The following is a 24,168-nucleotide window of genomic DNA, read 5'->3' on the forward strand; positions in this document are numbered from 1 at the left end:
TTACAAGCTGAAATGCTCGCCCAGATAGACCCGCCGCACACCTTCGTGAGCGACGATCTCGGCGGGGTTGCCCTCCATCATCACCGAACCGTCGTGCAGGATGTAGGCACGGTCGATGATGTCCAGTGTCTCTCGTACATTGTGGTCGGTGATCAAGACTCCGATATCGCGGTCCTTCAGGTGAGAAACGAGGTCGCGGATGTCGGCCACGGCAATCGGATCGATACCGGCCAGCGGCTCGTCGAGCAGAATGAAGTGCGGCCGCCCCGCTAGGGCACGGGCGATTTCGACCCGGCGCCGCTCGCCGCCCGACAGCGCCATTGCCTGGGCGTGGCGCAGATGGGCGACCGAGAATTCCGACAGCAGGCTTTCCAGATCGTGCTCGCGCCGTTCGCGGTCGGCTTCGACCACTTCCAACACCGCCATGATGTTGCCCTCGACTGTCAGGCCACGGAAGATCGATGCTTCCTGCGGCAGATAGCCGATGCCAAGCCGGGCGCGGCGATACATCGGCAGGGCGGTGATGTCGTTGCCGTCCAGCAGGATCGACCCTTCGTCCGGGGCGATCAGGCCGGTGATACAGTAGAAACAGGTGGTCTTGCCCGCGCCGTTGGGGCCGAGCAGGCCGACCGCCTCGCCCCGCTGCACGCTGATCGAGACGCCGCGCAGGACCGAGCGGCGTTTGAATCGCTTGCCGATGTCACGTGCGACCAGACCACCCGGCCCAAGCCGATGAGCGGGGGGCGTGCTGGGCGACGAATCGACCGGACCCTCGATTTCAGGATCGGCCGGAACCTCGATTTCGGGATCGGAGTCGGGTACGGTCTGCATCAGTGGTTGCTAAAGTCCTCGTTGGAGGGAACCCGGCCGGAAAAGCCCGACCGGCCCTGTTCGTCCTGCTTCTTCGGAGTGAACACGCCCTGAACCCGCGGACTGGCGCCGTTTGTGCCGGGCGGAGCGGGGAACAGCTTACTGATCCCAGTCTTCAGATTGACATAGGCCCAGCCGCCTTCCAACTGGTTGCCGCCCTCGCGGGTGATCTTGACCGAGCCGGTGACGGTGGCGATCTCGGTGGTGGCGTCGTAATCGCCCCGGTCGCCCGTGACGGTTTCGGTGGCGGTGGTCAGGCGGACATGACCATAGGCGTCTGCGCGCTGGAGATCCAGGCTGTCGCTGCTGCCTTTGGCCGTCCCGCTCGCGCTTTTCTGCGCGGTACGGGTCGCCTTGTCCTGGAAATGCGCGGTGATGACATCGGCCCGCAATGTCCGATTGTCGCGGGTGGCGACGGCATCGCCACGCAGCACCGCCATCTTCTTCGCCTCCCAATATTCCAGGCTTTCGCTGGCCTGGAACTGATCGGTGGCGGTGACCAGCCGGGCGGGCGCGCCCTTCAGCACGAATACCGCCTTGTCGAGGTCATAGATCGCCTTGGTCCCGGTGGCGGTATCGTTGGGCGAACGGATCGTTACGGTGCCGTCGGCGTCCAACCGCCATATCTCGTCGCCCTTGCCGCCGGTCTGACGGTAATAGGCGGTCAGTTTGTCGGCATCGACCGACATGGTGCCGCGCGTTGCCTTCGCATTGCCGGTCGCGATGACGCGCAGATCCTCGGAATGCCATTCGATGCCGTTGTCGGCAAAGACCTGAAGCTGCTGGTCGCCGCCGCCCTGGGACATGCCGAAGCCCTGAGCGGCGGCAGGAGCGGCGGCCGACAGCAGGGTCACGGCCAGGATGGGGACGAAGCGGAGCGCGGGACTCATCGCGGGGCTCCCTGGGTCTGGGTCTTGCCTGATTTTTTCGCGGGGGAACCGACTCCGCGCAGCGACATCTGGCTTTTGCCGGTGAAGGTCAGGGTGCGCCCCTTGTTGGTAATGTCAAAGCCAGCCGCGTCGATCCGGCCTTGGGGGCCGTTGCCGGTGATCGGGTCGTTGCCGTGCGCGGTGGAATGGGCAAGATCGATCGTGGCCGAGTTGGTGTGCATCTCGGTACCGGAATCGTGGTAGAGGTTGACGTTGCCGGTCAGGAGAAGGGTATTGGTCGCCTTCTGATATAGACCGGAATCAGCTTCGATCACGACATTGGCACCGCTTGACGTGGTGAAGTCGGCCTTTGGATTGTCAAGGTGGATGGTCTCGCTGCGGCCGTTTTCCTGGGTGGCCAGGTCGGCGCTGACGGAATAAGGTCGATTGCCTTCGTTGATACCGAAATAACGCGGGTTGTGCATGGCCAGGGTTTCGACCTCTTTCGACGGCAGCCGGGCAAACCCGATCTGGAAGCCGTTTTGCTCCATGGTCAGCTTGGGCCACGCTACCAGCAGCGCCAGAAGCACCACGGTCAGCGACGGCAACACGATCTTCATGATCCCGACGAAGTGGGAATAACGGGCGAACGGGCCGGTACGCTGCGGGTGCAGTCGCCGGCGGAGACGTCGGGCGGCCTCGCCCGCGTCGATCACGCCAAACCCGCGCGCAGACAGTCGTGAACGTGCAGAACGCCCACCGGGTGCCCGGTTTCGTTAACGGCGAACAGGCTGGTGATGGTCTTGGCGTTCATGATCCCCAGGGCTTCGGCGGCCAACAGGGTCGGCGGCACCGTCTTCGGGGTGGCATTCATCACCTCGGCCGCGGACAGCGACAGCAGGTCGCCCCGCATGTGGCGGCGCAGATCGCCATCGGTGATGATCCCGATCAGCCGTCCATCCGGATCGACGATACCGGCGCAGCCCAGGCTCTTTTTCGTCATGACCAGCAGCACCTCGGTCATTGGGGCGGCGGGCGGCGCCAACGGCAAGTCAGCGCCGCCATGCATCAGGTCCGAGACCCGCAGCAGGCGGCGGCCCAACTGGCCACCGGGATGGAACAAGCGGAAATCGGCGGCGGTGAAGCCCTTGCGCTCCAGCAGGGTGACCGCCAGGGCGTCGCCCAGCGCCAGCATCATCGTTGTCGAGGTGGTTGGAGCCAAGCGGTTGGGGCAGGCTTCGGGGTGGTTGGGCAGCACCAGCGCTACGGTGGCGGCGGCGGCCAAAGTGCTGGCCGCACCCGAAGTGATGCCGATCAGGGGGATATCGAAGCGGCGGCAATAGGCGATGATGTCGCCCAGTTCCGGCGTTTCTCCTGAATTCGACAGCGCCACCACCGCATCGTCGCGTGTGACCATGCCGAGATCGCCATGGCTGGCTTCGGCGGGGTGGACGAAAAAGGACGGACAGCCGGTCGAGGCCAGGGTCGCCGAGATCTTGCGGGCGACATGGCCGCTTTTGCCCATGCCGGTGACGACCACGCGACCCGACACCCGTTCCAGCGCTTCGATCGCGGCGTCGAAGGGGTGGCCGAGGCTTTCGGCCAGAACGCCCAAAGCCTGGGCCTCGGTGGTCAGCACGCGGCGGGCAATGGTGATGGAGTCGGTGACGGCGGCGGTCATGTCAGGGTCCGATAGGCTGGGGCCGGGCCACGCCGGACGGGCGGCCCAAGGCCCCCCTACTATACGAATCCACCGGGGTACGGAAAGGCAAAACGCTATTCTGGTCCGTTTCCTGCATTCCCCGACGGGGACGGATGAAGCGCGGGATCGCCATGTCTCTTCCGTCCCGCACCATTTATCAATGCGCGAAAATGTCTTCCTCAGGCCAGCCGGAAAGATCAAGGTCGGCCCGGTCGGGCAGGAAGTCGAAACAGGCGCGCGCCAGTTCGGTCCGGCCTTCGCGCGCCAGCAATTCGTCAAGACGGGCCCACAACTGGTGCAGATAGAGCACGTCCGAGGCGGCATAGGCGATCTGCTCTTCCGACAGGGTGGCGGCACCCCAGTCCGAGCATTGCTGTTGCTTCGACATTTCGACCCCGGCCAACTCGCGGCACAGATCCTTGAGGCCGTGGCGGTCGGTGTTGGTGCGGGTCAGGCGCGATGCGATCTTGGTGCAATAGACCGGCTGGCAGCGGACGCCGAAATGCCGACGGATCATCGCCAGATCGAAACGGGCAAAGTGAAACAGCTTGGTGACGCCCGGATCGGCGAACAGCCGGGTCAGGTTGGGTGAATTCCAGCGCGGTTCGGGAAAGTGGACGATGTGGGCATTGCCGTCACCCGACGAAAGCTGCACTACGCACAATCGGTCGCGATGCAGGTTCAGGCCCATCGTCTCGGTATCGATGGCGACCACCGGGCCGAGATCGAGGTCGGCGGGAAGATCGTCACGGTAATAAAAAAAGGACACGGGCTGCTCCTGTGATAATCAGGGAGGAGCGGCACCGCGTCCATTTTTAGCCATCCAGCCTTAACCCGAAGGTCAAGGTGATGGTGCCCAGGAGAAGACTCGAACTTCCACGACCTTTCGGCCACTAGAACCTGAATCTAGCGCGTCTACCAATTCCGCCACCTGGGCAGGTAGCCTGCGAACGGCCGCGCCGTCCGAGGCCCAGAGAAATATTCGAGGGCGCTCTCTCTGTCAACGCTGTTTTTTACCTTTCGATAAAATCTTTTTTCCCGCCCTTGAATCTTACCGGTCGCGAACAAGCCGCAGACCAATGAACGGACATTTGACGTCGCTGTCGCTTCGCCTTGTGGTGACGCGGATCTGAGCCGGATAATTCCCCCACGATCCGCCGCGTAGAACCCGCGACAGGCATTCTCCGCCAGTGCGGGCGCTGGAATCGGCGGCGGCTCCCGCATGGCTGTCGTGCCAGCAATCCTCGACCCATTCGTACAGATTGCCGCTCATGTCGAAGAGGCCGAACCGATTGGCGGCCTTGGTCGCTACCGGCATCGTTGCCATTTTCGAGTTGGCGTTGAACCAGGCCACCGCGTCGGGCGTAGCGCCGCCACAATAGGGATCGGCGGGGTTGCCGGCGCGGCAGGCATATTCCCACTCGGCTTCGCTAGGCAGGCGGAAGGTGCCGTTGCCGTGTTTGTTCATCTTGGCGATCAAGGCGTGGGCGTCCTCCCATGTCACCTGATCGACCGGGTAATCGTTGCCTTTATGGAATTTCGACGGGTTGTCCTCCATCAGGCGGCCCCACTGCCCCTGAGTGATCTCGGTTCGTGACAGCCAGAATCCATCGATGCGGCGGGAATGGGCGGGTGTTTCACTTTCCGGGCAGCCGGAACCCGAGCATCCCATCTCGAACGAGCCGCCTGGAACCCATACGAACACAATGCCGGTGGCGGGATCGGTCCACAATGCGCCTGCCGCCGGTTCTGCCTGCGCCTGGGGAGCTGCCGTCAGCCATCCGGCCAGCAGCAGCGCGATCAAAACGGTTCGGATTGCCATGGAATCCTCCCAAATTGGCGAAGGGAGGATCTAACGGCTCTCGCTCCCTTCGCCGCCATGACAATTCTCCATCGCCGCCAGGGCGCGACGGCGGGCGACATCGTGATCGACGATCGGATGGGGATAGGACCGGCCCAGGCTTACCCCGGCTTGGCGTAATATTATGTCCGAGGCTCGCCCCGGCTGATGCAGCCAGCGGTCGGGCAATCCGGCCAACTCCGGGCACCACCGGCGGACATAGCGTCCGTCTGGATCGAATTTCTCGCCCTGAAGCGTCGGGTTGAAGATGCGGAAGAACGGCGCGGCGTCGGCTCCGCACCCGGCGACCCACTGCCAGCTTGCAACATTGCTGGCCAGATCGGCATCGACCAGGGTGTCGCGGAACCAGTCGGCTCCCAGCCGCCACGATAGCAGCAGATCCTTGACCAGAAACGAGGCGACGACCATCCGCACCCGGTTGTGCATCCAGCCGGTTGTCCATAATTCGCGCATTCCGGCATCGACCAGGGGAAAGCCGGTGCGTCCTCGTTGCCATGCCACCAGCAACTCGGGATCGTCGCGCCAGGGAAAGGCGGCGAACTCGCCGCGCAGCGGCTGCTCGGGCAGATCGGGCACGGTGAACAGCAGATGGGCGCAGAATTCGCGCCACCCCAGTTCGGCCAGAAAGCGGTCCAGCCCGTTTCCGCTTCCTGCGGCATCGCGGGCGGCGTGAAAGGCGCGACGGGGCGAAATCTCACCAAAAGCCAGATGAGGCGACAGGCGCGAGGTTCCCGCCTGTCCGGGCAGGTCGCGGGCGACGGCATAGGCTTTCAGCCGTTGATCGAGAAAGATCTGTAAGCGTGCTTCGGCTCCGGCCTCGCCCGGCTGCCAGTCCGCGTTCAGTCCTCCGGCCCAGTCCGGCGCGGTCGGCAGCAACCGCCACGATCCGAGATCGTCGCCGGGCGGGACCGACTCGCAGGGCCGCAAGGCGGCTGGCGGCGGCAGCGGCCGGTCTGGAGGCGGAGCGGCGAGGCAGCTTCGCCAGAACGGGGTGAAGACTCGGAATGGGGTGCCGGAGCGGGTGGCGATTTCCCACGGTTCGAATAGCAATCCGGCCTTGAACGAGCGGACCTCGATCCCATGCCGGGTCAGGGCGGCCTTGATCGTGGTGTCCTGCACTACACCGCGTGGCGTGTAACGGCGGTTCCACAGCACACGTGTCGCGCCGGTCGCGGCGACCAGCGCCTCCAGAACGGCCAGAGGCTCGCCTCGGCGCAGCAGCAACGGCACCCCCCGCGCGGCCAGATCGCGACCCAACGATAGCAATGAGTGGTGCAGCCACCACCGGGTCGCGCCGCCATCGGCTTCGCCTTCCGGTACGCCGGTCTCGTCGATGAACAACGGAATGAGGGGCTGTCCGCTTGCTGCCGCTTCGACCAGGGCTGGGTTGTCGGCCAGCCTAAGGTCGCGGCGGAACCAGACGATCGCCGGTCTTGTCATCGCATGTCTCCTTCGCCACAGTGTCGCGTCCCGTCCGGACCTCGAAGGAGGACTTTAATCATGCCCGTCGCTTCCAGATCAATTTTGCCGCTGACGGCCGTTTTCGCCGTTCTGGCCGTGCCGGCGCTGGCCTCTGACGTCGCCGACGTCGCCCGCGAGGCCAAGCTGCCGGTGGCGGTGGTCGAAACCACTTTCGCCAATATCGATGCTTTTTATGCCGCTCCCAACGGTCCGGCCAACCGGCTGACCAGTGGTCTGGCCAAGGATCTGTCGCTGAAGGCGATCCGCAACCGCGTCTCCAACCTGGAAGACAGCGTGCCGGGGAAGGTCTCGGAGGCATCCGCCGAAGAAAAGCATTCGACTCACCGCGTTGCCGTCCGTACCACGCGGCACGAAACCACCGAGTCCCAGGATTGCGTCGATAACCGGGTCACCGTCATCGTTTCCGAGGAATTGCCCGCGATCAAAGACGGCGCATTTACCTTCGATAGCGTTCATCCGAAGATCAGTACCCAGGTGTGGGACATCGGCTTCTGCCGCTCTCCGCTTGCTGGCGGCGGTTGGTCCGACTGGACGCCTGTGAAGTAGCGCTTTACCGCGCCACCAGTTCTGCGTCGAAGCCCCCGGCGGCGCGCACCGCTTGCAACACTGCGATCCGATCCAGTGCCGACATTCCGGCCTTGGTCAGGGCGTTGAGCAGGTCACCCACGGTGCCGCCCGCCGGCATCGCCACCATTCGGCCGGTTTCGTCGATTTCGACAGAACTGCGCGGGACAATTACCGTCTTGCCGCCAGACGAGAACGGTGCTGGCTGCGAGACTTGTGGGGTTTCCTGCACCCGGATGGTCATGTCGCCATGGCTGATCGCCACCGGAGCCAGCGGGATGTCGAGTCCGGCCACGATGGCTCCGGTGCGGCTGTCGATCACGACGCTCCGGCCCGAGCGGTCGGGGGTCAGCACCGCGTTTTCGGCGGTGGCGATCAGCCCCGCCGCGCCGTCGGGATAATCGGGCGGGACCGCGACCGACACCGCCGCATTGTCGAGCGGCCGGGCCAGTTTGCGTCCCAGCGAGGCGTTGATTGCCTCGGCCAGTCGCCGCGCGGTGGTGAAATCGGGACGGCGGAGCAGGAAGCGAACCTCGCCTTCGGCTCCCAGAGCCAGGGGAAGATCACGTTCGATTGTCGCGCCGCCGGAGATGGTGCCTGTGGTCGGACTGCCCCGCGTCACCGAGGCGGCGATTCCTCCCGCCCACGATCCGGCGGCCGCGACCGGGCCTTCGGCCACGGCATAGATGCGACGATCGCCTCCTTCCAGCGCGGTAGGGACCAGGGTTCCACCCGCCAGCGAGCGGGCATCGCCGGTCGCGGCGACAGTGACATCGACCCGGCTGCCGACGCGCAGACCCGGTGCCAGCCGCGCCGTGACCATCACCACCGCCGAATCGCGGCCGGAGGGAAATGCCGCTCCCGGACCGGGTGGGCGCGAATCGCCGGTGCCGCTTAATCCGACCACCATGCCAAAGCCGGTGAAGCCCGCCTCGGCCATGCCGCCGACGCTGGCGATGTCCTTGACCCGGACCTGTTGGGCGAGAGTGGGCGTGAAAGAGGTGGCAAGCAGCAGGGCTGCCAGCAGGCCCGTCGTCGGTCCAAATCGCATGGTGCTTCCCCTTAAAACTGTCGCCGATATCCTCATCATGCCTTGCCCCGACCGATTCGGGCTAGGATATCCGTATCAGGGTAACGTCGTAGGTCATAGGACCACGGAATTCTTCTCTCGCGATAGGCGAGTGAGTACGATAGTCGTGACCTTTAAAAATAGGTGGGGTGCCAATGCCCATTGGAAAAGCCGACTGTCTGCCGGAGCGTGTGCGGGCAATGATGTTGGCCTTGTGTCAAGGGGCCGATCACGATGTTCCCGCCTTGGCCGAAGATGGGTGTCAGTGTGCCAGCCGTCGCCTGTGCGACCTGTGGTTTGCCTGCGAGGGCATCCACCGTGCCTTTACCCCATCCTCTCGGGGTTGACGGCATCGTCGCCTTCGCCGACAGTGAGCGGATGTCCCTTCCCCTCGATACGATCCTGGAGGGCGATTGCATCGCCGGAATGAATCGGTTGCCTGCCGGTTCTGTCGATCTGGTTTTTGCCGATCCGCCCTATAATCTTCAACTTGGTGGCGATTTGATTCGCCCCAACGCGACCCGCGTCGATGGTGTGGACGAGGATTGGGATCGCTTCGCCAATTTTGCGGCTTACGATGCCTTCACCCGCGATTGGGTCGCGGCGGCGCGGCGGGTGTTGAAACCCGACGGCGCGCTGTGGGTGATCGGCTCGTACCACAATATCCATCGGGTCGGCACGATCCTTCAGGATCAGGGCTTTTGGCTGCTGAACGACATCGTTTGGCGCAAGACCAATCCGATGCCGAATTTCATGGGCACGCGCTTTACCAACGCGCACGAGACCCTGCTGTGGTGTGCCCGTTCGGCCGAGGCGCGGCCGACCTTCAATTACGCGACGATGAAGGCGCTGAACGACGATCTTCAGATGCGCAGCGACTGGATGCTGCCGCTGTGTGTCGGACAGGAACGGCTGAAGACCGATGGGCGCAAAACTCATCCGACCCAAAAGCCGGAATCCCTGCTCTACCGGATCATCCTTGCCACCACTCGGCCGGGAGACGTGGTGCTCGACCCGTTCTTCGGCACCGGCACGACCGGAGCGGCGGCGCTGAAGTTGGGGCGGCATTATATCGGTTGCGAGCGCGATCCCGATTACATCAAGGCCGCTCGCGCCCGGTTGGCCGAGGTTGGTCCCGCCCCCGATCCCGCGTTGCTGGTTACGCCGTCGCGCCGGACGGAACCCCGTATTCCGTTCGGGGCGCTGATCGAGGCCGGGATGTTAAAACCCGGTCAGACGTTGTTTGGTGGAGCGCGGCGGGCGCATGCCGCGATCATCGCCGCCGATGGCACGGTGTGCTGCGGGTCTGTGCGTGGCTCAATCCACAAGGTCGGCGCGCAGGTGCAAGAGGCCCTGGCCTGTAACGGCTGGACCTTTTGGCATTACGAGGACGAGACGGGGGCTTTGCTGCCGATCGATCGTCTACGCGAGCGGATCAGGGCCGAGATATAACTCGCCGCAACCCTTATTTTAAAATTCGGCGATAGGCGCGGGCCAGATCGTCCGCGTTCAAGGCTCCGTGAACCGGCAGCAGCAGAACCGTGTTGCGCAGGGTCATTGCGCCGTCGGCGTGGTTGGGATCGGCGACAACGCGGGGCGGTAGGTCAGGCCAGGATTCGACCGGCAGATGGGCTTGGCGCAAGGCAGCGAATCGCGCCGCCGCCACCTGGGGATTGTCTGCCCGTAGCGCCAATCGATAGGGCACGGCCTTCGATTTGGGGAACAGCAGCCGGACGTCTTTTAATCGGCTGACCACCTTCGACAACGCTTCGGCATTGTCGCGGCGGCGGCGCGTCTCCTCGGCGATATCGGCGGCGGCCAGCAAGCGGCGGGCCATGTCGGACGGGGCCACCGGCGAGGGCGGATCGGACAATGGCGGATCGGCCTCAAACCGCGACAATCCGCTTTGGGGAACGAACCGGCGCAACGAGTCCGGCACGGCGTCCTGGAACAGTCGGTGGTTCAGCCAGGCGCGGTCGTCTCCGGCCATCGGTGGACGGCCCAGCGCGCGGTCGAGATCCGCAGCCCATCCGCTTGCCGCGGAAGACAGGCTGAGTACCGCGCCCTCGGGCAGGGGGAACAGTTTATGCGGGCTGAACAGCACCGCGTCTCCCGCATCGGCGATTCCGGCGGCGGGAGCCAGGGCATGGGCACAATCCTCGACCAGAAAGCAGTCGTGGCGGGCGCACAAGGCGCGGGCGGGGTCCATCTCGACTGGCTCGCCAAACGTATGCACCACCACCAGGATATCGAAGGGGCCGGATCTTTCGGCGGCGTCCCAGTCGATCTGGCCGGTTCGCAGCGAGACCGGCAGGTAGGTTAATCCCGCGCCGGTCTGGCGCAGCGGCTCCAGGGCCTGACTGCAAATCCAGCCGGGCAGGGCGACTCGNGGCGACCGACCCAACCGCTCTGCAATCGCGCGGGCCAGCGCCGCCAGCCCGTGGGCGGAACGGTCGATCAGGCGGGCCTCGTCATCCGGCCGTCGCCACGGCTGGATCAGCGTGGAATCGCTCATGGCGGGGAGCCGGGCGCGTGCCAGCATTCCCTGATCCAGCAACGGCACCTGAGAGATCATCGGTGGATTCCTTCGTACCAACGGCAATCGGGGACCAGAGGCATCGTCTATAGTGCCTCAATGGTCAGGGTTCCGGTCCAGGGAAGCTGGGGGAACAGCGAAAGAACAAGTCCGGTTGCCGGTGCGGATTCGCCATAGGCTAGCCAGCGGCGACACGGACTCGGTAATAGCGGAGCATCGCCCGCCGAGAGATGGAAACGACGACCGCTGGCGGTGGTGAGGATCACCCCCCGTTCGGCTCGTTCGACCGCGCACGGCGTATATAGCCGCCGGATCACGGTGTGTCGGTCGCGGCCATCGATACGGTCGCGGATCTCGACCCGATCGCCCGAAAACACCCAGCGCCGTTCGGCCATCCCAACATGGCGCAAGCGACGAAAGCCGTGGTGGGCCAACGCCACGCCCGCTTCGTCCAGGGCCAGCACCGCCGGCCCGGCGATTTTGTCGCGGAAGGCCGGGGCATAGAAGGGGCGGTTGGGCGGATAGGGATCGGCCCCGTCGATTGTCACAGCGTTATGCGCCGGGGCGGTGGCGTCAGAACCGACTTCAGGGCCGCTGCCGAGATCGATCAGGAGCGCCTCGGAATCGTGATGCAGCTCGAACCCGCCGCAATCCTGATGGCCGTTGCCGGAAAGTGAACACCATCCCTCGGGTGTGGCATGCCATAGCCCGGACCAGAGGCCGAAGCGGGCGGACAGCCAGCCATCGGCGATCGGGCTGGGGCCGGGGAAAAGACTGTCGAGCAGGGCGCCGAGGCGGTCGCGTTCCGGCCGGGGCAGGGTCGCCATCCAGCCGGAATTACGGTCACCGCCGGGCCGCAGGCAGGCCAGATGCGATGGCGGCGCGTCGGGAGCAATCCGTCCGATCAACGGCAGACCACCCGGCAGATAGAGATGGGCCACCTGTCCAGCGGCGGCGCGCAGTCGTGTTTCCAGTGGTGCCGCCTCGGGCCGTCCGTGCGCCGTTGCCGCCAGCCAGACATCGGCCAGCGCACGGGTTAACAGCAGGTGGTAATGGCTGGACCCTTCGTTCAGCAATCCCGACGGACGAAAAATCCGTTCGGCTTCGGACAGGATCAGCCGGGCTCCGGCATCAGTCGCGGTGGGAAGCCCCAGTTCCAGCCCCAGCCGATACAGGCCGCGTCCGTTATTGAACAGGCGGCTGGTGGTGCGACGCTGGCCGAAATAATCGAGCCGCGTGGCGATTGCCGGGCCATGCGCCGCCAATACCTCCAGCGTATCGGCGGCGGGGCCGGGCATTCCGTGAACGCGGGCGAAGGTCAGCAGGGTTGCTGCCCGGTCGGCGGCGGCGTCCGCGCACCATGCCGGTGAGGAATCGGGGGTGCCAAAGCGGCGGCACCACGCCGTCCAGATCGTGCCAACCCAGCGCGGATCGTCGCCGGACTCCATCAGCGGCACCCAGCCGAAATGGTGCAGGCAGCGCCCGATCTCGGGATCGGCGAAGCTGCGGTCGAACAATGTCGCCGCGTCCTCTGGAGCCAACCCGATTTCGGTTCCGGGCAAGTGCAGCCGAATCGGACGGTCGGGTAGACCGGGGGGAAGCGGGGGAAACGATGATTGTGGTGGTTCGGGCGGCAGTCCGGCCCAGGATTCGCCCAGAATCGGCGGGCGGTGAGCGGCAAAGGCCGGTTCTCCCGGTGTCCGACGCAACAGACGCGCCCCCACCCATCGCCGCAGTATGGGATCGGCGCTAAAAGGGCGGGTCTTGCGAAGAAGCGCGGGAAGCATTGTCCTACTTTTTAGCCGAGACCGAAGCCGGAGACCAGTAGGGATCGGGAGACCTGCCGTTCGCCAGGAGGTTCCCCCCTTCGGGCCGGGGCCAAACGGCCCCGGATATCCGAGTCGGGAGGAACCTTTCATCCTGAACGAAAGAGAAAGATCGCTCGTCAGCCGAAGCGGACGTCAACGATCTCATAGGATTTCGACCCGCCGGGAGTGGTGACTTCGACGGCGTCGCCGACATGTTTGCCGATCAGGGCGCGGGCCAGTGGAGACTGGACCGACATTCTGCCGGATTTGATGTCAGCTTCGTGGGCGCCGACGATGGTGTAAGCCACTTCGTCGTCCGAATCCTCGTCGGCCAGGGTGACGGTGGCGCCGAAGCGCACCTGATCCCCGGTTAGAGTCGAGACGTCGATCACCTGAGCACGGGAAATCACGTCCTCTAGCTCGGCAACACGCCCTTCGATAAAGCTCTGGCGTTCACGCGCGGCATGATACTCGGCGTTTTCCGACAGGTCACCATGCTCGCGCGCTTCTGCGATGGCGCGAATCACCGCCGGACGCTCAATAGTCTTGAGCGTCCGCAGTTCATCCTCCAGCTGGGCCAGCCCGGCGGGAGTCATAGGGATTTTTTCCATTAACAAACCCCGGTCAGACGGGACCGTATGGCGGTGCCCCCTGGCTGCCGCATCCTAGCCGCTCCCTAGAACGAAGACCCAAAATACGACTGCAACGGCGCTACATCAAGTGTGCCGCACCGAAGCGCTTCGATCGCCTCGACTGCGGCGCGTGCGCCCGCCACGGTGGTATAGTGTGGAATATTGTGTGTCAGCGCGGTATGGCGGATCGAGAAGCTGTCCTTAACCGCCTGACTTCCCTCGGTGGTGTTGACCACCAGATGGATCTGTCCGTTCATCATCGCATCGACGCAATGCGGCCGCCCCTCCAGCACCTTGTTGAGGATGCCGATGTTGCGAATGCCGTGTTCACGCAGATAGCGGGCGGTGCCATCGGTTGCCATCACGGTGAAGCCCATGCCCAGCAACCGACGAGCGATATCGACCATGGATGGCTTGTCGCCTTCCTTGACCGACAGGAACACACCGCCTTCGATCGGCAGATTGGTTCCGGCCCCCAGCTGACTTTTGGCGAAAGCGCGGGCGAAATCCGAATCGATGCCCATCACTTCGCCGGTCGATTTCATTTCCGGCCCAAGCAGAATATCGACGCCGGGGAAGCGAGCGAAGGGGAACACCGCTTCCTTGACCGCGACATGCTTCATCACCGGGCGGGTGGTCAGGCCGAACGAGGCCAGGGTTTCACCCGCCATCACCCGCGCCGCGATCTTGGCGATCGGAACGCCAGTGGCCTTGGCGACGAAGGGCACGGTGCGGCTGGCGCGCGGATTGACTTCCAGGATGTAGACCGTACCGTCCTTGATCGCGTACTGGATGTTCATCAATCCGATGACACCCAGCGCCTTAGCCAGGGCGACGGTCTGACGCTCCAATTCCTCGATGGTGGCATGATCGATCGAGTAGGGCGGCAGCGAGCAGGCGGAATCGCCGGAATGGATGCCCGCTTCCTCGATGTGCTGCATGATCCCGGCGACATAGACCTGAGTGCCATCCGACAGCGCATCGACATCGATCTCGATCGCGTCCTTCAGGTACAGGTCGATCAGCACCGGATTGTCGCCCGAGACCACCACCGCCTCACGCATGTAGCGTTCCAGGGCTTCGTAGTCATAGACGATCTGCATCGCGCGACCGCCCAGAACGAAGCTGGGACGGATCACCACCGGATAACCGATGCGGTCGGCGATCGCTTTTGCTTCTTCAAGCGAGCGGGCGGTGCCGTTGGCGGGCTGCTTCAGGTTCAATTCCTGCAACAGATGCTGGAAGCGTTCGCGATCCTCGGCCAGATCGATCGAATCCGGGCTGGTGCCCAAGATCGGGATTCCGGCCTGTTCCAGGGCATGGGCCAACTTCAGCGGAGTCTGGCCGCCGAACTGAACGATGCACCCCAGAACCCGTCCGTTGCGCTGCTCGACCTTGACCAGATCGATAACGGTTTCGGCGGTCAGCGGTTCGAAATACAGCCGGTCCGAGGTGTCGTAATCGGTCGATACGGTTTCCGGGTTGCAATTGACCATGATGGTCTCTTTGCCAGCCTCTTCGAGAGCATAGGCGGCATGGACGCAGCAATAGTCGAATTCGATGCCCTGGCCGATCCGGTTCGGCCCGCCGCCCAGAATCACCACCTTGTCACGGTTGGTTGGCTCGGATTCGCATTCCGGCGGGTTGGTGCCGTCGCCCTCGTAGCAGGAATACATATAGGCGGTCGAAGAGGGGAACTCGGCGGCGCAGGTGTCGATCCGTTTGTAAACCGGCTTGACGTTAAAGACCTCGCGGCGGAACGCGGTCTCGGTCAATGTCTTGCCCGACAAGGCCGACAGGCGCTGATCGGAGAAGCCCATCTTTTTCAGACGCAGCAGGCCGGGGGCGTCGATCGGCAGACCGTTGGCCCGAACCTCTTCCTCGGCCTCGATGATACCCTTGATCTGGCCCAGGAACCATTTGTCGTAGAAACAAGCGGAATGAACTTCGTCGATGGTGAGGCCAAGCCGGAACGCCTGGGCGATCACCAGGATGCGGTCGTGGCGCGGCTGGGCCAGCGCCTTTTTCACCGCGTCCTTCATGTCGCCCGCGTTCGAGCCGGGAATCTCGATGTCGTCCAGGCCGGTCAGGCCGGTTTCCATCGAGCGCAACCCCTTCTGGAGGCTTTCCTGGAAGGTACGACCGATTGCCATTGCCTCGCCGACCGACTTCATCGAGGTGGTCAGGTTGGTGTCGGCACCGGGGAACTTCTCAAAGGTGAAGCGCGGGATCTTGGTGACGACGTAATCGATGGTCGGCTCGAACGACGCCGGGGTGACGCCGGTGATGTCGTTGGCCAACTCGTCCAGGGTGTAGCCGACCGCCAACTTGGCCGCGACCTTGGCGATGGGGAAGCCGGTGGCCTTCGACGCCAACGCCGACGAACGCGACACGCGCGGGTTCATCTCGATGACGGTCATGCGGCCGTCCTTGGGATTGACCGCGAACTGGACGTTCGATCCGCCGGTATCGACCCCGATCTCGCGCAGCACCGCGATCGAGGCATTGCGCATGATCTGGTATTCTTTGTCGGTCAGCGTCAGCGCCGGAGCGACGGTGATCGAATCGCCGGTATGCACGCCCATCGGATCGACATTCTCGATCGAGCAGATGATGATGCAATTGTCCTTGCGGTCGCGGACGACCTCCATCTCGTACTCTTTCCAGCCGAGGACGGATTCCTCGACCAGAACCTCGTGCACCGGGCTGGCGGCCAAGCCGCCCGCGACGATCTGTTCGTACTCGGCGACGTTATAGGCGATCCCGCCGCCGGTTCCGGCCAGGGTGAAGCTGGGACGGATGATGGCGGGCAGGCCGATGATGGGCATCGCTTCGCGCGCTTCGGCCAGGGTGCGGACCAGACGCGAACGCGGGCTGTCCAGCCCGATCTTGTCCATCGCATCGCGGAAGAGCAGCCGGTCTTCGGCCTTGGCGATCACGTCGCGCTTGGCCGCGATCATTTCGACGCCGTACTTTTCCAGAACCCCCATGTCGGCCAGCTTCATCGCGGTGTTCAGCGCGGTCTGGCCACCCATCGTCGGCAGCAGGGCGTCGGGGCGCTCTTTCTCGATGATCCGGGTGACGAAATCAGGAGTGATCGGCTCGACATAGGTCGCGTCGGCCAATCCGGGATCGGTCATGATCGTCGCCGGATTGGAATTGACCAGGATGACCCGGTATCCCTCTTCCTTTAACGCCTTGCACGCCTGAACTCCGGAATAATCGAACTCGCAGGCCTGGCCGATGACGATCGGTCCGGCGCCGATGATGAGAATGGACTTGATGTCTGTACGTTTGGGCATGGCTGCGGGTTCCCGGAAATTCTTAATTCAGACACAGACACTATTTCGACGCGGCGATCTTCTCAATGAAGCGATCGAACAGGTAATGAGCATCCTGCGGGCCGGGGCTGGCCTCGGGATGGTACTGGACCGAGAAGATCGGCTTGCCTTCGACCGCGATGCCTTCGACCGAGCCGTCGAACAGCGAGCGGTGGGTAACGACGGTTCCGGCCGGCAGCGACGCCTCATCGACGACGAAGCCATGATTTTGGCTGGTGATCTCGACCTTGCCGGTTGCCAGATCCTTGACCGGATGGTTGGCACCGCGATGGCCGGTATCCATTTTGAAGGTCTTGGCCCCCAGCGCCAGCGCCAGCATCTGATGGCCGAGGCAAATTCCGAACAGCGGCGTTCCGCTGTTCAACACGCCCTGGATCATCGGCACGGCATAGCGGCCGGTCGCGGTAGGGTCGCCGGGGCCGTTGGAGAGGAATACGCCATCGGGCTGGTGGCGCAGCACGTCCTCGGCGGTGGATTCGGCGGGAAGCACCGTCACCTTGCAGCCCGACGCGGCCAGACAGCGCAGGATGTTGCGCTTGGCACCGAAATCGACGGCGACGACATGGTATTTCGGTTCGGTCTGCTGGCCATAGCCGCTGCGCAGATCCCACTCGGTTTCGGTCCAGACATGCGATTGTGCACAGGTCACCTCGCGGGCCAGATCCATGCCCTTCAGGCCGGGCCATTCGGCGGCGATCTTCGCGAGAGCGGGCAGGTCGAACTTGCCGTCGGGGGCGTGGGCGACGACCCCGCTGGGGGCGCCCTTCGACCGGATGCGCCGGGTCAACGCCCGCGTGTCGATGCCGCACAGGCCGCTGATCCCGTGCGAGACCAGCCAGTCGTTCAGCGGCTTGGCCGAACGCCAGTTGGCGGGCTGGGTGATATCGGCGCGCAGGATCAGGCCACGGGCGGCGGGGGTCAGCGTCTCGAGATCCTCGGGATTGGTGCCGACATTGCCGATATGCGGAAAGGTGAAGGTGATGATCTGACCGGCGTAGGACGGATCGGTCAGCGTCTCCTGATAGCCGGTCATCGCGGTGTTGAACACCACTTCGCCGACCTGGCTACCGGCGGCGCCGATACCTTTGCCCCACAGTACTGTGCCATCGGCCAGTACCAGAACCCCGGTGGCGCCCGGCGGGCGCGTCGCATCGATACCCGGCCCCTCGCCGGTGGGGCTGAGTGCGGTGGCGTCAAGGTTCGGCATGTTGGTCCCTTCGTCTGGCGCGGCCGCAGACAAGCGCCGGATCATCTCGCAACGCGCGGGATGCCCGGGGAACAGTTGGGCAGGGTGCGCCCGGTCGGCGGCAGGTGGTTGCGGGGCTTATAAAGAGGGCCAGGGGGGAAGTCAAGTCTTCCCGTGCCCAGGCAAAATACACGGGATTTCAACTGTTTGGCCCAGGGGTGCGGGGCTTTCCTTCGGTGCGGTTTTGCGCTAGCTTGTTTCCTTTCCCGCGAATGAGGGGATTGGAACGGCTGATAGGGGAATACGATGCTGCGGCAGGAGTTGAGTGATGCGCTAAAGACGGCGATGCTAGGCAAGGATGCCCGCACGGTGTCGACGGTGCGGCTGATCCTGGCGGCGCTGAAGGATCGGGACATCGCGGCGCGGCCGAACGGGCTGGCCGACGGCATCCCCGACACGGAGATTCTCCAGATGCTCCAGTCGATGATCAAGCAGCGGCGTGAGAGCATTACCATCTATGAGCAAGGTGGACGGTTGGAGCTGGCGGAACGGGAAGCCGAGGAAATCGTCATTATCGAACGTTTTCTTCCCCGTCAGATGACTGCCGAAGAAGTAAGCGAGGCGATTCGTGCGGTGATCGCCGATATCGGCGCCACCGGCATCAAGGATATGGGGAGAGTCATGGCCGCGCTCAAGGAGCGTCACGCTGGTCTGATGGATTTTTCCCGTGCCAGCGCGGTCGTGAAGGTCGAACTGGGCGGCTGAACAGGCGGAATCCGCCGCGTCCTCCCAGATTTTCGGCGGCGGTAACAGCAGGATCTCGGCCCGATGGCCTTTCCTCCGTCTTTTCTCGAAGAATTGCGGACCCGCCTGTCCCTGGTCTCGGTGATCGGACGGCGGGTCAAGCTGACTCGCAAAGGCCGCGAGCATACTGGCCTGTGCCCCTTTCATAACGAGAAGAGTCCGTCCTTTACCGTCAACGAGGACAAGGGCTTCTTTCACTGTTTCGGCTGTGGGGCGCACGGCGACGTCATCGGTTTCGAGATGCGGGTTGCCAACCTCCCCTTTACCGAGGCGGTGGAACGGTTGGCGGCGGAAGCCGGGCTGGATGTTCCGCGTGCCAATCCCGAGGAACGCGCCCGCGAATCGCGCCGCGCCGGTCTGCACGAAGCGTTGGAAAGCGCTTGTGCTTGGTTCGAGGCGCAATTGCGCAAACCCGGTGGCCGCGAGGCGCTGGCCTATCTGCGTGGGCGCGGACTGACCGACGAGACGATTGCCCGCTTCCGTCTTGGCTGGGCACCCGATTCGCGCGAGGCGTTGCGGTCGTCGCTGATGTGCGCCGAGCTTCCCGAAAGCCTGCTGATCGAGGCCGGGCTATTACGGCGGCCGGAGGGCGGGGGGGCCGCTTTTGATTATTTTCGCGGCCGTGTGATCTTTCCGATCACGGACCGTCGCGGTCGAGTGATCGGCTTTGGTGCCCGCACTCTGGGCGACGGGCAGCCCAAATACCTCAACTCGCCCGAGACGCCGGTGTTCCACAAGGGACACGTCCTGTTCGGGTTGGCCCTGGCCCGCCAGTCAGCGCGCGATCTCGGCGCGGTGGTGGTGGTCGAGGGCTATATGGATGTGATCGCCCTTAGTCAGGCGGGGTTCACCCATGCCGTTGCCCCATTGGGAACGGCGGTTACCGAGGCGCAGATCGAGGAATTGTGGCGTCTTGCCCCGGAACCGACCCTGTGCCTGGACGGCGACAGCGCTGGTCAGCGGGCGATGGCGCGGGCGCTGGAGCGGGCTTTCCCGCTGTTGACGCCGGGGCATAGCCTGCGTTTCGCGATTCTGCCTGGCGGCGACGACCCGGATTCTCTGCTGCGTGACCGTGGCGTGGCGGCGATGGCTCTGGTGCTGGAGCAGGCTCGTCCGCTGGTCGAGGCGGTGTGGCGGCTGGAATCCGAAGGCCGCGCCATTGACACGCCGGAACGTCGCGCCGCGCTGGAGAAGGCATTGACGGAACGTGCAATGTCCATCGGCGATGAAACGGTACGGTGGCAGTATGTCAGGGCCTTTCGCGACCGATTGTGGCAGGCCTTTCGCCCGCCGCGCCCTGTCCCCGCGCCCTGGACCGGCAAAGGCGGTCGTGTCCAGCCGGGACGGCTGCGCGGGCAGGATGGACGGTTGGTTGGCGTCGGTGCGCCGGGGGGGATACGACCGCCCTATGAACGGCAGGAACGGGTGATGTTGGCCCTTGCCTTGGCGAATCCGGGGCTGGTCGAGCCAATTCATGAAGAGCTGGGGCGATGCTTGTTTTCAAATGAGTCGCTTGACAACCTTCGACGCGGGATTCTAAAGCACCTTGGGACCGGGCGCGGGCTTGACGCGGACGAGCTTGCCGCCCATCTACGGGCGGATGGATTATCCCCGGTTCTGGAGTCCTTGCTGGATGCGAGCGAACGGCGAATGCACTCGGTCCGTGGCTACGACAGGATCGAGGACGCACGGGCTCTCTGGAACGATGTATATCACCGCTATACCCGCAAGGATTTGCAGGCAGACGTGAGCGAGGCTAACGCGCGGCTGGCTGAAGAGGCATCGCCGGCTGCCTGGACCCGTTTCCAGGCGGTCAAGCGGCAAGAACGTTCGGCCTCGGCCCGCGACGACGAGGCGGCGGGGACCGAGGCCCCACCGTCCCGGACGGAATAATTAGAAGGTCAGGGGCTGTCGCCCCGGCCGGTTCGGCTCCGTCGGGGGATGGAGCCGGAGACTTCAGGAGTAATGGTTTTCATGGCGACCAAATCGACGAATACGGCGGAAGTCTCGGAGAACCAGGACGAGTCGATGGATGGGCCTTTGCTCGACACCCTGGGGGTCGCCGTCAAAAAGATGGTGGCGCGCGGCAAGGAACGCGGCTACGTCACCTACGACGAACTGAACGCAGCCATGCCGCCCGAGGAAGTGTCGTCGGAGCAGATCGAAGACACGATGGCGATGCTCTCTGAATTGGGCATCAATGTCGTCGAGAGCGAGGACGGCGAAGAAGCGCAGCCCGAAGGCGAAGAGGAAGCCACCGAGACCGAGGGCTATTCCGGTGCGGGCAATGTCGATGAAGAGGATCTGGGTCGTACCGACGATCCGGTTCGAATGTATCTGCGCGAGATGGGCTCGGTCGAACTGCTGAGTCGCGAAGGCGAAATCGCCATCGCCAAGCGGATCGAAGCCGGTCGCGACATGATGATCGGCGGCATCTGCGAAAGTCCCCTGACGCTGCGCGCCGTCGTCGAGTGGCACGATGCCCTGGTCGAGGGCAAGATGCTGCTGCGCGACATCATCGACCTTGACGCGACCTATGGCGCCGGTCCCGGCGGAGAATTGTCCGAAGAGGAACTGGAGCGCGGTCCGGTCGAGCCGATCGATCCCGACGCCCCCACCGTTCCCGGTGCGCCCGCCGCCGAAGGTGAGCCGCGCGATCCCGACCTGCCCGAGGTCGAGGGCGAAGTCGAGGCCGAGGACGGCGAAGAGAACTCGATCTCTCTCGCCGCGATGGAACTCCAGTTGCTGCCCCAGGTTCTGGAGACCTTCCAGGCCATTGCGGCTACCCACCAGAAAATGGAAAAGGTGCAGGAACAGCGCCTTGCCGCTCTGTCGAAGGGCGAGGCAGCCACGCCCGCCATCGAGAAGAAATACGACAAGCTGAAGACCGAGCTGATCAAGCTGATGCAGGGCATTCACCTCAACAATGCCCGCATTGAACATCTGGTCGAGCAATTGAACGGCATCAACCGCCGTCTGATGACCCAGGAAGGCCGCCTGCTGCGTCTGGCCGAATCGTGCCGGATTAAGCGTCCCGACTTCCTCGATGCCTATTACGGGTCCGAACTTTCCCCCAATTGGGTTGAGCATGTCGCGATGCGCGGCAAGCATTGGAAAGAATTCTCGGCCCGTTACGCGACCGAGATTGCCGATATCCGCACCACGATCTCGCGGATTTCCGGCGAATCCGGGCTGCCGATCAACGAATACCGCCGTATCGTTCAGACCGTGCAGAAGGGCGAGCGCGAGGCCAGCAAGGCCAAGAAGGAAATGATCGAGGCCAACCTGCGCCTCGTCATTTCGATCGCGAAAAAATATACCAATCGCGGTCTGCAATTCCTCGATTTGATCCAGGAAGGCAATATCGGTCTGATGAAAGCGGTCGATAAGTTCGAATATCGGCGCGGTTATAAATTCTCGACCTATGCAACTTGGTGGATCCGTCAGGCGATCACCCGCTCGATTGCCGATCAGGCCCGCACCATCCGCATTCCGGTCCACATGATCGAAACGATTAACAAGCTGGTCCGCACCTCGCGCCAGATGCTGCACGAGATCGGCCGTGAGCCGACCCCGGAAGAACTGGCCGAAAAACTCAGCATGCCGCTGGAGAAAGTCCGCAAGGTGCTGAAGATCGCCAAGGAGCCGATCTCGCTCGAAACCCCGATCGGTGACGAAGAGGATTCCCACCTCGGCGACTTCATCGAGGACAAAAACGCCGTTCTGCCGCTCGATGCCGCGATCCAGGCTAATCTGCGCGAGACCACGACCCGTGTTCTCGCCAGCCTGACGCCGCGCGAAGAGCGGGTGCTGCGGATGCGTTTTGGCATCGGCATGAACACCGATCACACCCTTGAGGAAGTCGGTCAGCAATTCAGCGTTACTCGTGAACGTATCCGTCAGATCGAGGCCAAGGCGTTACGCAAGCTGAAGCACCCGTCGCGGTCGCGCAAGCTGCGTAGTTTCCTCGATACCTAGGTTCTTACGGCAGCCTGAATAAGGCTCGGCGACAAAAGGCGAAGGAAAGTATTTTCCTTCGCCTTTTTTGTGCCCCGAACGTCATCGGGATAATTGTGTCATTCGCGCGACATCGGGCGGCATGCCCCAGCATCTTCTTCCCACTCTTCAGGACGTGGCCTAGTATGGGGATCAATGCCTGAAACGGGAGAGCGACGCACATGAAAGTCGGCATCGTCGGAGCGGGCGCGGTGGGCAGTACCGCCGCCTACGCCCTGGTTCTTCAGGGAACCGCCAGCGACATCGTTCTGGTCGATCTCAATGCTAAGTTGGCCGAAGCTCAGGCCCAGGATATCCAGCACGCGACTCCCTTTGCCTGGGCATCGCGGGTTCGCGCTGGCGGCTATGCCGATTTGGCAGGCTCCCAAGTTGTGGTCCTCGCCGCCGGGGCCGCGCAACGGCCCGGTGACACCCGCCTCGACTTGCTGGACCGTAACGCAGCCGTGTTCCGCCAGATCGTGCCCGCCGTGCTCGACAACGCTCCCGATGCCGTTCTGTTGGTCGCATCCAATCCGGTCGATGTCGTCACTGACATTGTTGCGCGCTTATCGCGCCTACCGCCAGGGCGGGTTTTTGGTTCGGGCACCATCCTCGACAGTGCCCGGTTCCGCGCTTTGCTGGCCGAGCATCTGGGGATCGCGCCGACTTCGGTCCACGCCTATGTCCTGGGCGAACACGGCGATTCCGAGGTGCTGTGGTGGTCCGGGGCGACGGCGGGCGGTATTCCGGTTGCCGAGGTTGCGGATCAACTGGGCCGTCCGCTCGATGAAGCCGCTCGTTCCACCATCGACGAATCAGTGCGTCGCGCCGCCTATCGCATCATCGATGGCAAGGGCGCGACTTGGTTCGGCATCGGTGCGGGTCTCAGCCGGATCGTCCGCGCCATCAACAAGGACGAACGGCTGTTGCTGTCAGTCTCGGCGCAGACTCCCGATATCGAAGGCATTCACGACGTTACCCTGTCGTTGCCGCGCATCGTTGGGGCTGGAGGGGTTCTTGAAACTCTCAAGCCCGATTTCTCGGACGAGGAACATGCGGCGTTGCGCCGCTCTGCCCTGTTGCTGCGCGAGGCAGCCGACAGCATCAAACTGTAATTCGGGATGGGCGAAGTTGGGGCGCCGCCCCAACTCCAGACTACTCGGCAACAGCCGGGTTAGGCCGCGCCGGTCAACAGCGGGTCGAGCTTGCCCTCGCTGTCCAGCTTGTAAAGATCGTCGCAGCCGCCAACGTGGCTGCCGTTGATGAAGATCTGCGGTACGCTGCGGCGGCCTCCGGCGCGTTCGACCATCGCGTTGCGCAAGGTGTCGTCGTTGCTGACGTCAATCTCGGTGAAGGCGACGCCTTTGCGCTTGAACAACTGCTTGGCGCGGACGCAATAGGGGCAGACTTTGGTGGTGTAGATGTCGATCTGAGTCATGATCCTCTTT

20 protein-coding genes and 1 tRNA gene are annotated in these 24,168 nt (G+C 63.8%); 6 read left to right on the forward strand and 15 right to left on the reverse strand.

What is annotated here, in order from left to right; translation table 11 throughout:
- The 8 genes from lptB to PHAMO_RS14015 form a co-directional block, all read right to left on the reverse strand.
- Positions 1–831 (reverse strand): LPS export ABC transporter ATP-binding protein, encoded by an 831-nt coding sequence (gene lptB, locus PHAMO_RS13980; RefSeq protein WP_002730234.1) that lies wholly within the window; start codon positions 829–831, stop codon positions 1–3.
- A complete protein-coding gene (locus tag PHAMO_RS13985) occupies positions 831–1,760 on the reverse strand; it encodes an LptA/OstA family protein (protein WP_002730236.1) in 930 nt (309 codons plus the stop codon). The genes lptB and PHAMO_RS13985 overlap by 1 nt, the downstream gene beginning before the upstream one ends.
- Positions 1,757–2,455, reverse strand: coding sequence for an LPS export ABC transporter periplasmic protein LptC (gene lptC / locus PHAMO_RS13990; RefSeq protein ID WP_002730237.1), 699 nt, complete (start codon positions 2,453–2,455; stop codon positions 1,757–1,759). Before lptC ends, PHAMO_RS13985 begins: the two co-directional genes overlap by 4 nt.
- Positions 2,452–3,420: a KpsF/GutQ family sugar-phosphate isomerase gene (locus PHAMO_RS13995; RefSeq protein WP_002730238.1), complete on the reverse strand. Its 969-nt coding sequence runs from the start codon at positions 3,418–3,420 to the stop codon at positions 2,452–2,454. Before PHAMO_RS13995 ends, lptC begins: the two co-directional genes overlap by 4 nt.
- Before the next feature lie 178 nt (positions 3,421–3,598).
- Positions 3,599–4,210, reverse strand: coding sequence for a ribonuclease D (locus PHAMO_RS14000; RefSeq protein WP_002730240.1), 612 nt, complete (start codon positions 4,208–4,210; stop codon positions 3,599–3,601).
- An 81-nt stretch (positions 4,211–4,291) separates the two neighbouring features.
- Positions 4,292–4,378 (reverse strand) — tRNA-Leu (locus tag PHAMO_RS14005).
- A 114-nt stretch (positions 4,379–4,492) separates the two neighbouring features.
- Complete coding sequence (locus tag PHAMO_RS14010; protein ID WP_002730242.1) at positions 4,493–5,263, reverse strand: formylglycine-generating enzyme family protein; 771 nt, start codon at positions 5,261–5,263, stop codon at positions 4,493–4,495.
- Between the two features lie 30 nt (positions 5,264–5,293).
- Positions 5,294–6,742: a cryptochrome/photolyase family protein gene (locus tag PHAMO_RS14015; protein WP_002730244.1), complete on the reverse strand. Its 1,449-nt coding sequence runs from the start codon at positions 6,740–6,742 to the stop codon at positions 5,294–5,296.
- A gap of 60 nt (positions 6,743–6,802) precedes the next feature.
- On the opposite strand from PHAMO_RS14015, the gene PHAMO_RS14020 reads away from it, so the two are divergent.
- Positions 6,803–7,330, forward strand: a complete 528-nt coding sequence (locus tag PHAMO_RS14020; protein ID WP_002730246.1) for a hypothetical protein — start codon at positions 6,803–6,805, stop codon at positions 7,328–7,330.
- Positions 7,331–7,334: 4 nt separating this feature from the next.
- On the opposite strand, the gene PHAMO_RS14025 is transcribed toward PHAMO_RS14020, so the two are convergent.
- Positions 7,335–8,399, reverse strand: coding sequence for a flagellar basal body P-ring protein FlgI (locus tag PHAMO_RS14025; RefSeq protein ID WP_002730248.1), 1,065 nt, complete (start codon positions 8,397–8,399; stop codon positions 7,335–7,337).
- A 396-nt stretch (positions 8,400–8,795) separates the two neighbouring features.
- Between PHAMO_RS14025 and PHAMO_RS14030 the strand changes: the two genes are divergently transcribed.
- Positions 8,796–9,869, forward strand: a complete 1,074-nt coding sequence (locus PHAMO_RS14030) for a site-specific DNA-methyltransferase (RefSeq protein ID WP_040567364.1) — start codon at positions 8,796–8,798, stop codon at positions 9,867–9,869.
- A gap of 13 nt (positions 9,870–9,882) precedes the next feature.
- Here PHAMO_RS14030 and PHAMO_RS14035 read toward each other — a convergent pair whose 3' ends face one another.
- The 5 genes from PHAMO_RS14035 to carA all read right to left on the reverse strand — a co-directional run bounded on the left by PHAMO_RS14035 (position 9,883) and on the right by carA (position 17,941).
- Positions 9,883–10,992: a DegT/DnrJ/EryC1/StrS family aminotransferase gene (locus PHAMO_RS14035; RefSeq protein WP_002730253.1), complete on the reverse strand. Its 1,110-nt coding sequence runs from the start codon at positions 10,990–10,992 to the stop codon at positions 9,883–9,885.
- 47 nt (positions 10,993–11,039) lie between these two features.
- Positions 11,040–12,740 (reverse strand): heparinase II/III domain-containing protein, encoded by a 1,701-nt coding sequence (locus tag PHAMO_RS14040; protein WP_002730254.1) that lies wholly within the window; start codon positions 12,738–12,740, stop codon positions 11,040–11,042.
- A 158-nt stretch (positions 12,741–12,898) separates the two neighbouring features.
- Positions 12,899–13,372, reverse strand: coding sequence for a transcription elongation factor GreA (greA, locus tag PHAMO_RS14045; protein WP_040567305.1), 474 nt, complete (start codon positions 13,370–13,372; stop codon positions 12,899–12,901).
- 65 nt (positions 13,373–13,437) lie between these two features.
- Positions 13,438–16,695 (reverse strand): carbamoyl-phosphate synthase large subunit, encoded by a 3,258-nt coding sequence (gene carB / locus PHAMO_RS14050; RefSeq protein ID WP_002730256.1) that lies wholly within the window; start codon positions 16,693–16,695, stop codon positions 13,438–13,440.
- A 40-nt stretch (positions 16,696–16,735) separates the two neighbouring features.
- A complete protein-coding gene (gene carA / locus PHAMO_RS14055) occupies positions 16,736–17,941 on the reverse strand; it encodes a glutamine-hydrolyzing carbamoyl-phosphate synthase small subunit (protein ID WP_002730257.1) in 1,206 nt (401 codons plus the stop codon).
- Positions 17,942–18,226: 285 nt separating this feature from the next.
- Between carA and PHAMO_RS14060 the strand changes: the two genes are divergently transcribed.
- The 4 genes from PHAMO_RS14060 (at position 18,227) to PHAMO_RS14075 (ending at position 23,835) form a co-directional block, all read left to right on the forward strand.
- Positions 18,227–18,685 carry a GatB/YqeY domain-containing protein gene (locus tag PHAMO_RS14060; protein ID WP_002730258.1) on the forward strand — a complete coding sequence of 153 codons (459 nt, stop codon included), beginning with the start codon at positions 18,227–18,229 and terminating at the stop codon, positions 18,683–18,685.
- Between the two features lie 63 nt (positions 18,686–18,748).
- A complete protein-coding gene (dnaG, locus tag PHAMO_RS14065; protein WP_002730259.1) occupies positions 18,749–20,617 on the forward strand; it encodes a DNA primase in 1,869 nt (622 codons plus the stop codon).
- Between the two features lie 81 nt (positions 20,618–20,698).
- Positions 20,699–22,702, forward strand: coding sequence for an RNA polymerase sigma factor RpoD (gene rpoD / locus PHAMO_RS14070; protein ID WP_002730260.1), 2,004 nt, complete (start codon positions 20,699–20,701; stop codon positions 22,700–22,702).
- A gap of 200 nt (positions 22,703–22,902) precedes the next feature.
- Positions 22,903–23,835, forward strand: a complete 933-nt coding sequence (locus PHAMO_RS14075; RefSeq protein ID WP_002730262.1) for an L-lactate dehydrogenase — start codon at positions 22,903–22,905, stop codon at positions 23,833–23,835.
- A 59-nt stretch (positions 23,836–23,894) separates the two neighbouring features.
- Here the strand turns inward: PHAMO_RS14075 and grxC are convergent, their stop codons facing one another.
- Positions 23,895–24,158 carry a glutaredoxin 3 gene (gene grxC, locus PHAMO_RS14080; protein WP_002730263.1) on the reverse strand — a complete coding sequence of 88 codons (264 nt, stop codon included), beginning with the start codon at positions 24,156–24,158 and terminating at the stop codon, positions 23,895–23,897.
- Between the last annotated feature and the right edge of the window lie 10 nt (positions 24,159–24,168).

This window comes from Magnetospirillum molischianum DSM 120, from assembly GCF_000294655.1.
Lineage (GTDB): Bacteria > Pseudomonadota > Alphaproteobacteria > Rhodospirillales > Magnetospirillaceae > Phaeospirillum > Phaeospirillum molischianum.